At 56.7% G+C, this 14,259-nt stretch carries 10 protein-coding genes and 4 pseudogenes; 9 read left to right on the top strand and 5 right to left on the bottom strand.

Translation table 11 applies throughout. The annotated features are described in order from the left end of the window. Positions 1-6: 6 nt before the first annotated feature. The 4 genes and pseudogenes from OAN307_RS19600 (at position 7) to OAN307_RS25560 (ending at position 3,446) form a co-directional block, all read left to right on the top strand. Positions 7-525 carry a Fur family transcriptional regulator gene (locus OAN307_RS19600; RefSeq protein WP_015501282.1) on the top strand — a complete coding sequence of 173 codons (519 nt, stop codon included), beginning with the start codon at positions 7-9 and terminating at the stop codon, positions 523-525. Then, entirely contained in the window at positions 522-1,292 is a 771-nt protein-coding gene (locus tag OAN307_RS19595; protein WP_015501281.1) for an ATP-binding cassette domain-containing protein, read from the top strand. Before OAN307_RS19600 ends, OAN307_RS19595 begins: the two co-directional genes overlap by 4 nt. Beyond that, positions 1,292-2,086, top strand: coding sequence for a metal ABC transporter permease (locus OAN307_RS19590; RefSeq protein WP_015501280.1), 795 nt, complete (start codon positions 1,292-1,294; stop codon positions 2,084-2,086). Before OAN307_RS19595 ends, OAN307_RS19590 begins: the two co-directional genes overlap by 1 nt. Before the next feature lie 347 nt (positions 2,087-2,433). Next, positions 2,434-3,446 (top strand): annotated as a pseudogene (locus OAN307_RS25560) (IS481 family transposase). Between the two features lie 367 nt (positions 3,447-3,813). On the opposite strand, the pseudogene OAN307_RS31710 reads toward OAN307_RS25560, so the two are convergent. Continuing rightward, positions 3,814-4,046 (bottom strand): annotated as a pseudogene (locus OAN307_RS31710) (IS110 family transposase); the annotation flags it as partial. Positions 4,047-4,163: 117 nt separating this feature from the next. Next, positions 4,164-4,974, bottom strand: a pseudogene (locus OAN307_RS31445) (IS110 family RNA-guided transposase); the annotation flags it as partial. A gap of 252 nt (positions 4,975-5,226) precedes the next feature. Here OAN307_RS31445 and tnpA point away from each other — a divergent pair. Continuing rightward, positions 5,227-5,435 (top strand): annotated as a pseudogene (tnpA, locus tag OAN307_RS19570) (IS200/IS605 family transposase); the annotation flags it as partial. A gap of 112 nt (positions 5,436-5,547) precedes the next feature. Here the strand turns inward: tnpA and OAN307_RS19565 are convergent. Both OAN307_RS19565 and OAN307_RS19560 read right to left on the bottom strand, forming a co-directional pair. After that, entirely contained in the window at positions 5,548-8,442 is a 2,895-nt protein-coding gene (locus OAN307_RS19565; protein WP_245540902.1) for a [protein-PII] uridylyltransferase, read from the bottom strand. Continuing rightward, entirely contained in the window at positions 8,342-9,553 is a 1,212-nt protein-coding gene (locus tag OAN307_RS19560; RefSeq protein ID WP_015501278.1) for a penicillin-binding protein activator, read from the bottom strand. The genes OAN307_RS19565 and OAN307_RS19560 overlap by 101 nt, the downstream gene beginning before the upstream one ends. A gap of 85 nt (positions 9,554-9,638) precedes the next feature. On the opposite strand from OAN307_RS19560, the gene rsmI reads away from it, so the two are divergent. The 4 genes from rsmI to OAN307_RS19540 are packed head-to-tail and all read left to right on the top strand — an operon-like array spanning position 9,639 to position 12,765. Next, positions 9,639-10,499, top strand: coding sequence for a 16S rRNA (cytidine(1402)-2'-O)-methyltransferase (rsmI, locus tag OAN307_RS19555; protein ID WP_015501277.1), 861 nt, complete (start codon positions 9,639-9,641; stop codon positions 10,497-10,499). Then, complete coding sequence (locus tag OAN307_RS19550) at positions 10,496-10,867, top strand: YraN family protein (protein WP_044044049.1); 372 nt, start codon at positions 10,496-10,498, stop codon at positions 10,865-10,867. Before rsmI ends, OAN307_RS19550 begins: the two co-directional genes overlap by 4 nt. A gap of 60 nt (positions 10,868-10,927) precedes the next feature. Beyond that, positions 10,928-11,881: a glutathione synthase gene (gshB, locus tag OAN307_RS19545; protein ID WP_044044047.1), complete on the top strand. Its 954-nt coding sequence runs from the start codon at positions 10,928-10,930 to the stop codon at positions 11,879-11,881. Continuing rightward, complete coding sequence (locus tag OAN307_RS19540; protein WP_245540901.1) at positions 11,878-12,765, top strand: alpha/beta hydrolase fold domain-containing protein; 888 nt, start codon at positions 11,878-11,880, stop codon at positions 12,763-12,765. The genes gshB and OAN307_RS19540 overlap by 4 nt, the downstream gene beginning before the upstream one ends. On the opposite strand, the gene OAN307_RS19535 is transcribed toward OAN307_RS19540, so the two are convergent. Further along, positions 12,735-14,246, bottom strand: a complete 1,512-nt coding sequence (locus OAN307_RS19535; protein WP_015501274.1) for a YifB family Mg chelatase-like AAA ATPase — start codon at positions 14,244-14,246, stop codon at positions 12,735-12,737. The genes OAN307_RS19540 and OAN307_RS19535 overlap by 31 nt on opposite strands. Positions 14,247-14,259 lie beyond the last annotated feature (13 nt).

Genomic DNA, 14,259 nt, shown 5'->3' with positions numbered 1-14,259 from the left:
AATAACATGACAAGTGGTTCTCCCGTCGCCCCAGAAGACGTGACCCCGCCAGTCGGGTTTGCGCACCACGATCATGCCACTTGCGTCGTAGATGGGCTGTCGGCGGCCGAAGCGCGCTGCAGCGGCGAAGGGCTCCGCTTCACGCCGGTACGCCGCAAGGTGTTGGAGATATTGTTGCAAGAACACCGCGCGCTTGGGGCCTATGTTATTCTCGACCGATTACGTGATGACGGGTTCGGATCACAGCCGCCTGTTGCCTACCGCGCACTCGACTTCCTTGTGACCAATGGTCTCGCGCACAAAATCGAACGGCTCAATGCATTTATCGCCTGTGCCCATCCCCATGCGCCCCATGCGCCCGCATTCATGATCTGCCGTTTGTGCGACGCGGTTGCTGAGGCGCAATCTTCCCCTGCCCGAGGTGCCCTAGGTGCTGCCGCCCGTGCGACGGGGTTTCGGATTGAGCGCACTGTGGTTGAAGCCGAAGGCGTTTGTCCCAGTTGTGCCGAAGAGGCTGACGCGTGAGCCTCGTTTGTGTCGATGACCTAAGCATCAGCTATGGCTCGAAAACCGTCTTGTCGCACGTATCACTTAGTGTTGAACTAGGTGAAATCGTGACCATTGTCGGGCCGAACGGCTCTGGCAAAACCAGCTTGTTGCGCTCCATCATTGGCGCGGTCAATCCTGCGCGGGGTCGGGTTACACGCAGGTCCGATTTACGTTTGGGCTATGTCCCGCAGCGGTTGCACATCGACCCAACACTCCCGATGACCGTCGCGCGGTTTCTCGCACTTCCAGATGGGGTCGCGCGCACGAACATTGATGGCGCGCTTGCTCAAGCGGGTGTGCCAAACCTGTCAGACGCGCAAATGTCGCGGCTTTCAGGCGGACAGTTCCAGCGCGTACTTTTGGCCCGCGCGCTAATCGGCAAACCCCAACTTCTGCTGCTGGACGAAGCAACGCAGGGCCTAGATCAACCGGGATCCGCTGCTTTTTACCGTCAGATTGAGACTGTGCGGCGTGAATCCGGCTGCGCTGTTCTGATGATTAGCCACGAATTGCACGTGGTCATGAGCGCGTCAGACCGAGTGATCTGCCTCAACGGTCATGTCTGCTGCGAAGGGACGCCAGAGGTTGTCGCCTCGGCCCCGGAATACCGCGCGCTCTTCGGGTCGGGTACAATGGGGGCGCTGGCGCTTTATCGTCACGATCATGATCACGGGCATGATGACGAGCATTGTGCTGGACACGGGCATGATCATCCCCACGACCATATGGAGACCGCAGAATAATGCTGGATGATTTCATGATGCGCGCCACGCTGGCCGGGATTGGTGTCGCACTTGCGGCAGCCCCACTGGGATGTTTCGTCGTTTGGCGTCGAATGGCCTATTTTGGCGACGCGACGGCGCATGCTGCGATTTTAGGCGTGGCCCTGTCACTGGCCCTGTCGATTTCGGTCTTTGCGGGGGCCATGGTCATCGCATTACTGATGGCACTGACGGTGAACCTGCTGACGGGGCGGGGATATGCGATGGACACGCTCTTGGGTGTTCTCGCCCATTCAGCGCTGGCCTTTGGATTGGTAGCTGTGTCGTTCCTGTCGGGTATCCGGATTGACCTGATGGCTTATCTTTTCGGTGATATTCTGGCCGTGTCGCGTTTGGACCTGACTGTCATTTGGGGTGGTGCAGCCCTTGTTGTGGCGCTCATCGGGTGGCGCTGGTCGGCGCTTCTGACCGCGACGCTAAATGAAGATCTTGCATATGCCAGCGGGATCGATCCAAAGCGCGAACAACTTGTCCTGACGCTTGCGTTGGCCATCACGGTCGCTGTCGCGATCAAGGTCGTAGGTGTGTTACTGATCGCTGCGATGCTGATCATCCCTGCCGCCGCCGCGAGACCCCTGAGCCGTACACCCGAAAACATGGCTTTGGTGGCCGCAGGCATCGGCAGTGTCTCGGCCTTGGTCGGGCTGCGGGCGGCCTATATCTTTGACACACCAGCAGGACCGTCAATTGTCTGCGTAGCCGCCATAATATTTGCAGCGCTCAGCATCGCAGGCAGTGTCCGAGCATCCAGCTGATGATCAATTTGTAACCCAACTCTCAAAACAGCGATACTAGAAGGAAAAAGACCACTTTGATGGTCCTTTCTGCGCGTTTTGCCTCGAAAATGCGCAATCTTGGCGCTCGCTGCCAGCTTTATAGGCTTTAAGCTAATTTCGCTGCGCAAACTTAGTTTTGGATTGGAGATCGAAACATTCAGTTTGAGCGTTTGGCCGGAGACCCTCGCCTGAAAACATCGGTTCGCAATTCTCACACACTTTCGTTGCATCTAACTGTTCCATCCCGGATGATCACATTGACCCTCGGCGTTCGGCCTTTTTCATGGCAAGATCGGTCTTAGAGGACATTCGGAAGGAGAAACGTGATGCTCATTCGACTGCATAGTCAAGCGACGACGACACCAAAGATTAGAGCCGCCATTCAAGCCAGCGACGATCCGGCCTGGATGGTGGGTGAACGCTACGGCATCTCTGAGCAGACCGTTTTGAAGTGGCGACACCGCGACGGTGTCGAAGACCGCAGTCACACGCCACATCGCTTGCAAACGACGCTCACGCCAGCGCAGGAGTTTGTTGCGGTGGCGTTGCGTAAGACGCTTTTGGTGTCACTTGATGACTTACTTGCAGTGGTCCGGGAGTTTCTGAATCCGAACGTTTCACGCTCGGGCTTGGATCGATGCTTGCGTCGTCATGGGGTGGGTAATCTGCGCGACCTGAAGGTCAAAGAGGCGAAGCCAAAGCACAGCGCCTTCAAGGCTTATGAGCTCGGATACATCCACATTGACGTTAAATATCTGCCGCAAATGGCCGATGAGACATCACGCCGCTACTTGTTTGTCGCCATCGATCGCGCCACGCGGTGGGTGTTCATTGGTATCTATAGCAACAAAACTGCCGCCAATGCCCGACGTTTCCTACGTGACCTTGAGCGCGCTTGTCCGCTGCACATTCGCACCATTCTTACCCCCTCTCGGGATATTGCTGCGCAATACCCTGCCGGGCAATGGATAATGGGAAGGAGTTCACTGACCGCCTCTTTGGCCTGCGCAAGCGTGCCGCGACCGGCAAACATGAGTTTGACAAGCTGTGCACCGAACTCGGCATCGAGCACCGTTTGACACCACCACAATCGCCTCAAACCAACGGCATGGTTGAGCGGTTCAACGGGCGTATAGAGGATGTCCTTCAAAGCCATCACTTCCGATCAGGGGAAGACCTTAATGCGACGATGCACCGTTATGTCTTGCTCTATAATCGACAACTCCCGCAGTCTGTTCTGCAGAGCAAAACGCCCTCGCAGGCCATGAAAGACTGGCACAAACTCAAACCAGAGTTGTTTAAGAAAAGCCCCTACTACCTCACTGGATGTGACAGCTAACGTCTGCATTTTTTTGGGGGACCTGAGCTCTCGCATATGCAAAGTGCTGTGTTGAGGCTCCTGCATAGCAAGACATTTTTGATCAGATTTGTGCATTTGTCAGAAGCAGTCATGTGTTCCCGCTGCCCGGCAGTTGGTTGCAAGGCAATCAATGAGAGGGGCCTGTTTGCGCGGTTTTGACCGCTGCCCCCCTCTCGGCAGATTGCTACGCAATCGCCTGCTGGGCAACGGATGGGTTCCGCAGACCAAGTCCCTTACAGCTTAGCGGGCTATATCGCCCGGGACTTTCGACGGGGTGTCCTGGTTTTGGCGGCAGACTTATGCACCATCATCTCGTGGGTCTTGCTAACTCTTTGTTCTTCCTCTCTTAAGTAATGTGCGTTGTATAAGGTTCGTTGCGCGTTAAAACGGCCCAGACGATCCTTGCCGTTTTATTGGCCCCTCTCGGGCAGCGATAGCGACGGTTGCGACGCGCGCGGGTTTTCGTTCCAGCAGTGATGTCAGCCACTTGCTTGCTCGCTCCGGGTGCGACTTGGTCTGTCGGACGAGTGATGTCATGCTAACGACCAGCAATGATCGTAAGTATTGATCACCCATTCACTGCCCCCTCTCACACATGCTGTGCATGTGTTGCCCGGCAACGGGACAGGGTATTGCGTCACGCCATGGGCGTGCTTGCAGCACGACGCAATGTCCCGAGAGGGTTGTAATGCGCCCGAGTTTCTCTTTACCGCCGCTGGATTTGTTCGCGGGCGTCAACCCCAACCATGCTGCAAACTCGCGGCCATTGCTGAATTGATGGCCATCACCAATGCTGGCGATGATCGCCGAGGCTGTCACAACACCAACGTCCCACTGCCCAGCAGGGCATGTTTACATGCCCGAGAGCGGGAATAGTGCGCAACAAACGGACCCGCACATCTTCCTTGGCGACCAGCTTGAGCCGATCTTCATACCACCGAATCCGTACATGCAATGCCATGAGATGTTCGCATAGATTATGGATCACTTCCTTGGCAATTTCGGGCAAGTCTAGCACTTCGCCTACTAAAACATCCTCTGCAAATCCGATGATCCTCGCGAGGCCCCTCGCGATGTAAACGCCGAACTCAGCGACCATACCACGCAAGCCATTGATCAACTGGGTGCGTTGTCGGACAAGCAGAGCCCGTGCGCGATGGAGCGACAGCAGAGCTTGTTGCTCAACGGTTTTTATCGCAACAAATCTCATCGTCGGACGCGTTACCGCTTCACAAATGGCCTCGGCATCGATGGCGTCAGACTTCCCGCGTTTGACGTATGGTTTGACATACTTCGGTGGGATCAGGCGGACAATATGGCCCAACGCTGTGAACTCCCGAGCCCAATGATGCGCACTGCTACAGGCCTCCATACCAATGAGACAGGGTTCAAGCTTCGTGAAGAACGGTAATAGTTGTGCGCGTCTCAACGGCCTGTTGAAGACGACCTCTTCGTCTCTAGCGATCCCGTGAACTTGAAAAATGTTCTTGGCCAACCTCTCAGCGATTGCTGCGCATTCGCCTGCCGGTCGATGGATCAACGCCTATTGTTGTAACTTGCATGGGGTGGCTCCTCTCATATGCAGATATCGACACCTGCATTATAGCGCATTGCGACGCTGGTTGGAGCAGGAGGCATCAACCCCATCAGGTTTCCGCCAATTTTGTTGAAAAACACCGTATTGTTGTCGCAGAAAGTTGGGCGTCGAACAGGGCGCGAGCGCTTTTCCTATCACGCTTTGCGCATTTGCTGCGGTGCAGTCTCGCTGTCCAAGGTGATGCAGCGGATCAAAGGGCGCTCGTCGCGGCGGGTTCAGATGGAGTTCCCAGAGTTGCGCAAACGCTATTGGGGAAGGCGGTTTTGGGCCCGTGGATATTTCTCGACAACGTCAGGAAATGTCACCGACGATGTCATCCTGCGTATCTGGAATTACAGTCCAATCGCGATGCTACCGGCCTCGGCCGGTAGTGGTTCACTTTAGCTCATCGTAGGGCATCACCAATCTCCCCCTCAGCAGCGCGTGCTGGGCTCCGCGCTTCGCGATACTTTCAGTGGGCAGGCGGACAAAACGCGTTCTGTACTACGTCTTTGCCCGTTCAACGCCTTGCACAATGGCTTCGTGCAATTTGTTTTCCAGCGCATCGCGTTTTCCCTGCGCATGGTATTTAAGGCCGAACATGTCTTTGACGTAAAATGTATCCACCACTTGTTCACCGTAAGTCGCGATAACGGCGCTGGCAATGTAGACGTTGTTGTTGGCCAAAGTGCGGGTCAAATCGTGCAGCAGGCCGGGGCGGTCGCGGGTGTCGACCTCAATGATGGTGTAAATCTCGCTTCCTTCGTTGTCGAACGTGATGGACGTTTTGACGCGGAACGCTTTTTCCCGCTTCTTCACCTTGTCTTTTCCGGCCAACGCGTCGCGCGCAACGACTTCACCCTTTAACGTGCGTTCGATCACCTCGCGCAGACGTGGCAGGCGAATATCCTCATAGGGCGTGCCCTCGCTGTCTTGCACCCAGAACGCAGCGGTGGCGAAGCCGTCTTTGGATGTGAATGTGCGGGCATCGACCACGTTCGCCCCGACGAGCGACAATGCCCCACACATGCGGCTAAAAATTCCTGGATGATCGGCCATCGCGAAACAAACGCGGGTGGCGTCGCGGTCTTCATCGGGGGTCAGGTTGATACGCACTTCGTCATTGCCAAGACCGCGCAGCATCTGCGCGAAATCCACATGGGCGGTGACGTGCAGACCCTGCCAATAGGGGGGGTAGTGACGCGCAACTTCGGCCCGCAGCGCTTTCTCACCCCAATCAGCCCCACTCAATTTGGTCAATACAACACGCAGGTTCTTGCGGGCCTCGGTGCCGCGTTCTTCGCGGTTCAGCGCTTCCATACCGTTTTCCAGAACAAAGCGGGTTTGACGATACAGCGCGCGGATCAGCACGGCCTTCCAGTTGTTCCACGTCCCCGGACCAACACCGCGAATGTCACATACCGTCAACACGCACAGCAGATTGAGGCGTTCAACAGTTTTTACGGCCTTTGCAAAACCACGCACCGTGCGCGGGTCGGCGATGTCGCGTTTCTGCGCCATATCCGACATCAAAAGATGGTAACGCACCAACCATTCGACCGTGTCAGAATCCTTTTTAGACAGCCCCAAACGCGGTGCCACCTTGCGCGTGATCTTAGCCCCAAGGATCGAATGATCCTCGGTCCGCCCTTTGCCGATATCATGCAGCAGCAAAGCCACGTACAGCACGCGGCGATTGATCCCACCCTTGAGGATCGACGAAGATACCGGCAGTTCTTCGTCCAGTTCCGCGCGTTCGATTTGCGCCAGATGGCTGATCGTCTGGATCGTGTGTTCGTCAACCGTGTAGTGGTGGTACATGTTGAACTGCATCATCGCGACGATGGGTTCGAATTCCGGCAGGAACGCGGCTAGCACGCCAATTTCGTTCATCCGCCGCAGACTACGTTCGGGATTGCCGTGTTTCAGCATCAAATCGAGGAAAATGCGCTGGGCTTCTTTATTTTGGCGCACCTTGTCATCGATCAGATGCAGGTTCGCTTTGATCAGCCGCAAAGCGTCGGGATGAATGAATGTGCCCGTTCGCAGGGCTTCCTCAAAAATGCGCAGCAGGTTCAGCGGGTCCTCATGGAACGTGCCGGATTTTTCCACTGTCAGACGGTTCTGCTTGATCGCATAGGGCGGTTTGGCCTTTTTGGTGCGGCTGAACAGGCGCTGCAGCATCGGTTCTGCCTTCAGATGCGCAGCCTCTTGTGCGGTCAAAAAGATGCGCGTCAATTCACCCACGCTGGTGGCGTGGCGGAAATAATCCTGCATGAAATGTTCAACGGCCCTCCGCCCGCCTTTATCGGCGTAGCCCATCGCCTCGGCCACATCCACCTGCATATCGAACGTCAGCTGGTCCGCGGCGCGCCCTGTAATTAGATGGAGATGGCAGCGCACGGCCCATAAGAACGAATGGGCCGCCCTGAATTCCAAGTATTCGTCTTGGGAGAACACCTTGTGTTTTACCAGTTCGGACGCGTCTTTCACGCCGTGGACGTATTTTCCGATCCAATAAAGCGATTGCAGATCGCGCAAACCGCCTTTGCCTTCTTTCACGTTGGGTTCGACCATATAGCGCTGGCCGCCCTGTTTGCGGTGGCGTTCGCTGCGTTCTTGCAGTTTGGCGTCGATGAATTCGGGGATGGTGGACGCGAAAAGATCCTTGCGCAGTCGTTTGGTCAGTTCAGAGGCCAAACGTGCGTCGCCAACCAAAAACCGTTCTTCGACAAGGCTTGTGCGGATTGTGTAATCTTCGCGTGCTAGGCGCAGACAGTCTTTGACCGTGCGGCTGGCGTGGCCGACTTTCAATTTCAGATCCCACAAAATGTAGAGCATGGATTCAATTAGGCTCTCTGCCCAGGGGGTCAGTTTGTAGGGGGCCAAGAATAGCAAATCCACGTCGGACTGCGGAGCCATCTCGCCGCGACCCGATCCACCGACTGCAACAAGCGCCAGACGTTCCGCTTGTGTCGGGTTCGGGTTGGGGTGCAAATGGGTGACAGCCAGCGCGAAGACTTCGATCACAATCGCATCGGTCAGCCACGCGTAGGCACGGGTTGTGGGCCCAGCGTCGAACGGCGCCGCAATGAAGGCAGCCGCGATCTTGTCGCGCCCAGATTTCAACGCATCCTTGAAAAGCTGAACGACGGCCTTGCGCCGTTCAGCCCCTGTTGTGCCAGCCCGCGCGATGGCGTCGTTGACAGCTTTGCGCAAAGCGCGCCGGTCGACGATATCGTCCGGCGTGCAAATGAGGTCATTAGGGACCGGAGTTAAGTCTAGATCAAGGGCCAGATCAGAATCCGCCGCGCCCAAAAGATTGCGGCGCTGGATCAACGATTGCGATCTGATTGTTGACGATCCGCGCCACATCGAGTGCGCGTTGGTTGGACCCATCTGGGCGCAAGCGGAAGATGCCTGTCGCACCGGCAAAGCCGGATGCGCGTGTCAGGGACGCGGTGGTCAAAGCATTGCGATCACCCGTCGCAGCCAAAGCCCCGATTGCAGCGATACCGTCATAGGCAATGCTGGCAAGCGGATGCGGGGGGGCGCCGTAAGTTGCAATGTAACGGTCGCGAAACGCAGCTTCGCGTCCTGTATCTGTCATTGTAAACATGCCACTTTGCATAGCGGGAAGGGCTGCTGCCTGTGGAGATGCGTCCCAACGAGTGATCCCAATGAGCGGTGTATTAGACAATGACACGCCCTGATCGGACAAAGATGTTGCAAGGATCGGCAGGCCGCCAGCAACGTTGTCGGTCACGAAAATTGCCTGTGCGCCGCTTGCGTTGGTGGCCGCTGCAATCGTAGAGGCGCGCGCAAAGATACCCGCTTGATTGAACGGATAGCTTTCAATGCCAGAGACCGTTCCCCCCGCGGCACGGATAGAGGTCGCGATCGAATCACGGCCCACAACGCCTGCCAGATCTTCCTGATGGACGATCATAAAGTTGCTGATGCCTTGGCTGGCAGCATAGCTGACCAAACGATCCGAGATATTGCCAAATGTGTTACCTAACACGAAGACATTTCCACCCGCGATCGCGGTGTTGTTGGAAAACGCCAAGACGTTGATGTTGGCAGGGGCAACAGCGGCGCCAACCGCATTGGCGCTAGCCGCATCAAGCGGGCCAAGGATAATCTGCGCACCTTCTGCAACGGCAGTTGCGGCCATTTGGCTCGCTAATCCGGGATCGCGGGCTGTGTTGTAGGCCCGAAGGTTGATTTCAACACCACTGAGGTCGGCAATCGCCATACGGGCCGCGTTTTCCAAGCTGGCCGCGATACGGCTTGCTTCGGCTTCACTGCTGCCGCCGGGGACAAGCAGTGCGACCTGAATCTGTGCATTCGGATTGATCATTTGGCCAGAATTGCCACCCGCACTCGTAACCGGGAGATCACAGGCCACCAGAAACGCCAGCGCGGCAAAGGCAAAAACGCGGGCTGCGGTGGGGCGTGGGTCAAAGGCACGCAGGTTGGGTCTCACTCTGGGCAAACGTGCTGACATGGACTATTCACTTTCTCTTGGTGGCGGGTGACATCCCGCTGCATCTTTGGGCGCATCATAAAGCGCGGGGCGTGAGGGTCTAGGTATGAATCACCGAACTGTTCCGCTGTCGGCAGGTCTTTACTTGTGCGCAGTGCCAATTGGGAATGCCCGTGACATAACTCTGCGCACACTGGACATACTCGCAAGCGCGGATGTGATCGCGGCAGAAGACACCCGTAGCACGCGTAAATTGATGGAAATTCATGGAATTTCAATAGGAAACCGGCCGATGGTCGCGTATCATGACCACTCTATCGCCGCCGTGCGGGATCGTCTCCTGGGCGCGGTAAAAGAGGGTAAATCGTTGGCCTATGTGTCCGAGGCTGGCACGCCACTTGTTGCCGATCCAGGGTATAAGTTAGGCGTTGATATGCGGGCGGCGGGTCTGGCCCTGACAACCGCACCCGGCGCGTCCGCTGTTTTGGCGGCTTTGACCGTGTCGGGTCTGCCAACCGATGCGTTCCACTTTGCCGGATTTTTGCCCAATAGCACAACCGCACGCCGCAGCGCGTTGACGGGCCTAAAAGATCTGCAAGCGACGGTTGTTTTGTATGAATCCCCGAAACGTATTCACGCAATGTTAAGTGATTTGCGCGATGTGTTGGGGGCTGGGCGCAATGTCGTGATCTGTCGGGAGTTGACCAAGAAGTTCGAAGAGGTGCTCGCCGGAACCGCGACCGCGGTTTTGGACCAGATTGAAGGGCGGACACTGAAAGGCGAAATTGTCGTGCTGATTGATCGCGGCGACGTGGCCGTGATGAACGAAGACGATGTGAAAGAGGCGCTGATTTCGGCAATGCAAACCATGCGCGTGAAGGATGCAGCAACGGCTGTCGCAGGGGCCACGGGCATGGCGCGACGTGATGTGTACCAACTGGCGCTAAGCCTGAAGGCTGAAACATGAACGCAAAACAACGTCGGGGTCAGACGGCGTATCATGCAGGCATGGCCGCCGAAGATATCGTGGCCGAACGTTACGCACGTTGCGGGCGTCCGATCTTGGCAGAACGGTGGCGTGGAACGGCAGGTGAAATTGATCTCATTGCCCGCGAAGGCGACACAGTTATTTTCGTCGAAGTGAAGAAAAGCCTCAGCCATGCGCAGGCCGTGACCCGTCTGACACGCCGCCAAATGGATCGAATTTATGGCGCTGGATCGGAATTCTTGGCGACCCAACCGCGTGGGCAGTTGACCGAAGTGCGCTTTGACTTGGCGCTGGTGGACGACATGGGCCGCATCAAAGTCATCGAAAACGCGTTCATGGCGGCCTAACCATTGCGCTTGGCTTGGGGCGCGTCCATGTAGGATGGAACCTATGGACTGGACCTCGTTATGACCTCTAAAAAACATCTCACCGTGGCGTTTCAGATGGACCCTATTGGTGCAATTGATATCAACGGCGACAGTTCGTTTCGCCTTGCTGAAGAAGCGCAAGCACGTGGTCATACGCTGTTTTATTACACCCCTGATCAATTAAGCTATCAAGAAGGCCACGTGATGGCGCGGGGGCAGGACTTGATCGTACGTCGCGAAGTGGGCAATCATTTCGATGTTGGTGACATGCGCGAACAGGATTTGGCAGACATTGATGTGATTTGGCTGCGCCAAGACCCGCCGTTTGACATGGGCTACATCACCACGACCCATATATTGGACCGAATTCATCCAAACACTTTGGTTGTGAATAACCCTTTCTGGGTGCGCAACTACCCCGAAAAACTGCTGGTTCTGGATTTCCCCGACCTCACGCCACCCACCGCAGTGGCCCGTGATCTTGCAACGCTCAAAGCGTTTCGCGCGCGCCACGGCGATGTGATTCTCAAGCCGCTTTATGGCAATGGTGGTGCTGGTGTTTTCAAGCTCACCCGCACGGACAGCAACCTTGCGTCCCTCCATGAGATGTTCATGGGCCTAAACCGTGAGCCCCTGATTATGCAGAAGTTTCTGCCGGATGTGAGCGCGGGTGACAAACGCATCATCCTCGTCAACGGGGATGCTGTCGGTGCCATTAACCGCGTTCCGGCTAAGGGTGAAACGCGGTCCAATATGCATGTTGGCGGGCGTCCGGAACCCATCGGCCTGACAAAACGTGACCGTGAGATTTGCGCGCGGATCGGCCCGCTTTTGCGAGAAAAGGGGCAGATTTTCGTCGGTATTGATGTGATCGGTGACTATCTCACGGAAATCAACGTCACCTCCCCTACTGGAATTCAGGAACTTGAACGTTTTGACAACGTCAACATAGCTGCAAAAATCTGGGAGGCGATTGAGGCCAAACGCCAATGACACCCTCGCGCCGGCTTCGATTGCTGAAATTTGGAATGCGTTGGCTGATTAAACCAAAGCTAAGGCGCAGCGGGACGCCCGAAAAGGCGAACCGATCGTTTGAGAGCACCGCACCTTTTTTGTTAAGCACTTTCAAAGGGTTACATCATGAACAAGACGGTCCATGTAGCCGTATTACTGCTGGCACGCCAATACCCGACCGCGCTATATTGTATTTGCATGGCGGCGCCTTTGTTACCGGATCGCAGCGCAGCTATCGTGGATTTTGTGGACGGTTGGCGAAACGCGCCAACGCGACAGTTTTTATAGCCGATTATCCAAAGTTGCAGGATGCGCCGTTTCCGGCGGCACCCGTGGCAGCCTTGGCGGCCTGGGACCATTTGATTACGTCTGGCTGGGCCGCCGATCACATTGTGATTGCTGGTGACAGCGCGGGTGGAAATCTTGTGTTTGGCTTGCTCGCGACAGTGTTGGCGCGCGACGAACGTCCTGCGGGTGTGCTCGCCTTCTCGCCTTGGACCGACCTCACTCTATCGGGTGACACAATCACGACCAACGCCGATAAGGATCCATTAATTCCGGTGAGCCGGATGCAAGAAGTGGTCGATTTGTACATGAACGGCGGCGATCCTACGCAGCCCTTGGCAAGTCCGTTGTTTTCAAATTACCCCAGCCCGCCGCCGGTTCTGATTCAAGTCGGCGCGGACGAAGTATTGTTTAGCGATTCCAAAGGGATCGCCCTAGTGACTGGAGCCACGTTAGATGTCTGGCCCGATTGCCCGCACGTCTGGCAGATATTTGACGGGCACCTTCCTGAGGCAAATGCGGCGATGCGCAAAGCGGCCGCGTTCATTCACAACTCCTTTGAAAGCGCCAAGCGATAGCCTGCGGCCTCTGCCACATGGGGTTTTCGAACATCCGCTGATCCGTCCAAATCTGCAATGGTCCGTGCCACACGCAACACGCGGTGATAGCCGCGCGCGCTTAGGCCAAAGCGTTCGGCGACGCGCAACAGCAGGTCCTTTCCGTCGCTGTCCGGTGTTGCGACGTCTTCCAGGGCGCGGCCCTCAAGGTCCGCGTTTACCCGCATGGACGTGCCCGCGAACCGCGCAGTTTGCACCGCACGTCCTGCCGCCACACGCGCCGCAATCACGGCCGAGGTTTCGCCGGATTGCGGCAAATCAAGGTCGGAAAACGCGACGGGTGGGACTTCAATGCGCAGATCAAAACGGTCCATCAGCGGGCCGGAAATGCGTGACATATATTCTTCGCCACAGATCGGAACGCGGGCGCAGGAGCGTATTGGATCAGCTAAGTATCCACATTTGCAGGGATTTGCGGCAGCAATAAGCATAAATCGGCATGGGTAACGGACATGCGCGTTGGCGCGCGCAACGACAACTTCGCCCGATTCAACTGGCTGGCGCAACGTCTCGAGGACAGTGCGTGGGTATTCAGGAAATTCATCCATGAACAAAACACCATTGTGTGCCAACGAAATTTCACCGGGCTTTGCATTGCGTCCGCCCCCGACAATTGCAGCCATGGATGCGGTGTGGTGGGGTTCGCGAAAGGGCCGTGCGCGGTCGATGCCGCCGTCGCTGAGCAATCCGGCAAGCGAATGGATCATCGACGTTTCCAGTGCCTCCGTCGGGTTCAGTGGTGGCAAAATCCCAGGCAGGCGGGCGGCCAGCATGGATTTACCCGACCCAGGTGAGCCGACCATAAGCATGTGGTGGCGCCCCGTTGCGGCAATTTCCAAGGCGCGTTTTGCCTTTTCCTGACCCTTTACATCCGCGAAATCGCGGCCCGCAGGATTAGGCGCGACTTCGCCAGGTTCAGCGGGGGAAAGCAGAGCTTGCCCCGTAAAATGACGCAGCGTTTCGGCCAGTGTGCGCGGGGCGTAGACGGCGGCTGCGCCAACCCATGCTGCTTCCGCTCCGCAGGCGTAAGGGCAAAAAAGCGCTTTGTTTTCTGCGGCTGCAGCCATGGCCGCAGGCAATGCGCCGAGGACTGGAACAAGCGTACCATCCAGTGAAAGCTCCCCCAAAGCCACGGTTTCTGCAACTTTATCGAGGGGGATTACGTCAAGGGCTGCCAGCAGGGCGAGCGCAATCGGCAGGTCGAAATGTGAGCCCTCTTTCGGTAAATCCGCAGGCGACAGGTTTATGGTGATCCTTTTGGACGGCAGAGCGATGGACAGCGCACTCAGCGAGGCGCGCACGCGGTCGCGGGCTTCCGAAACGGCCTTGTCGGGCAGACCGACGATTGAAAACCCTGGCATGCCGGGCGACGTCGCGCATTGCACTTCGACCAGACGCGCATCCACGCCCTCGAAGGCCACTGTGTAGGCCCGTGCCACCATTCCAAATACCCCT

The organism is Octadecabacter antarcticus 307, assembly GCF_000155675.2.
GTDB classification, from domain to species: Bacteria; Pseudomonadota; Alphaproteobacteria; order Rhodobacterales; family Rhodobacteraceae; genus Octadecabacter; species Octadecabacter antarcticus.
The sequence above is the reverse complement of the archived record's forward strand: the minus strand, read 5'-3'. Positions and strand labels throughout refer to the sequence as shown.

Coding starts and splice junctions, on each gene's coding strand:
- rsmI (WP_015501277.1), top strand. CDS start 9,639: ATGAATCACCGAACTGTTCCGCTGTCGGCAGGTCTTTACTTGTGCGCA.
- OAN307_RS19600 (WP_015501282.1), top strand. CDS start 7: ATGACAAGTGGTTCTCCCGTCGCCCCAGAAGACGTGACCCCGCCAGTC.
- gshB (WP_044044047.1), top strand. CDS start 10,928: ATGACCTCTAAAAAACATCTCACCGTGGCGTTTCAGATGGACCCTATT.
- OAN307_RS19540 (WP_245540901.1), top strand. CDS start 11,878: ATGACACCCTCGCGCCGGCTTCGATTGCTGAAATTTGGAATGCGTTGG.
- OAN307_RS19560 (WP_015501278.1), bottom strand. CDS start 9,553: ATGTCAGCACGTTTGCCCAGAGTGAGACCCAACCTGCGTGCCTTTGAC.
- OAN307_RS19565 (WP_245540902.1), bottom strand. CDS start 8,442: ATGGGTCCAACCAACGCGCACTCGATGTGGCGCGGATCGTCAACAATC.
- OAN307_RS19590 (WP_015501280.1), top strand. CDS start 1,292: ATGCTGGATGATTTCATGATGCGCGCCACGCTGGCCGGGATTGGTGTC.
- OAN307_RS19550 (WP_044044049.1), top strand. CDS start 10,496: ATGAACGCAAAACAACGTCGGGGTCAGACGGCGTATCATGCAGGCATG.
- OAN307_RS19535 (WP_015501274.1), bottom strand. CDS start 14,246: ATGGTGGCACGGGCCTACACAGTGGCCTTCGAGGGCGTGGATGCGCGT.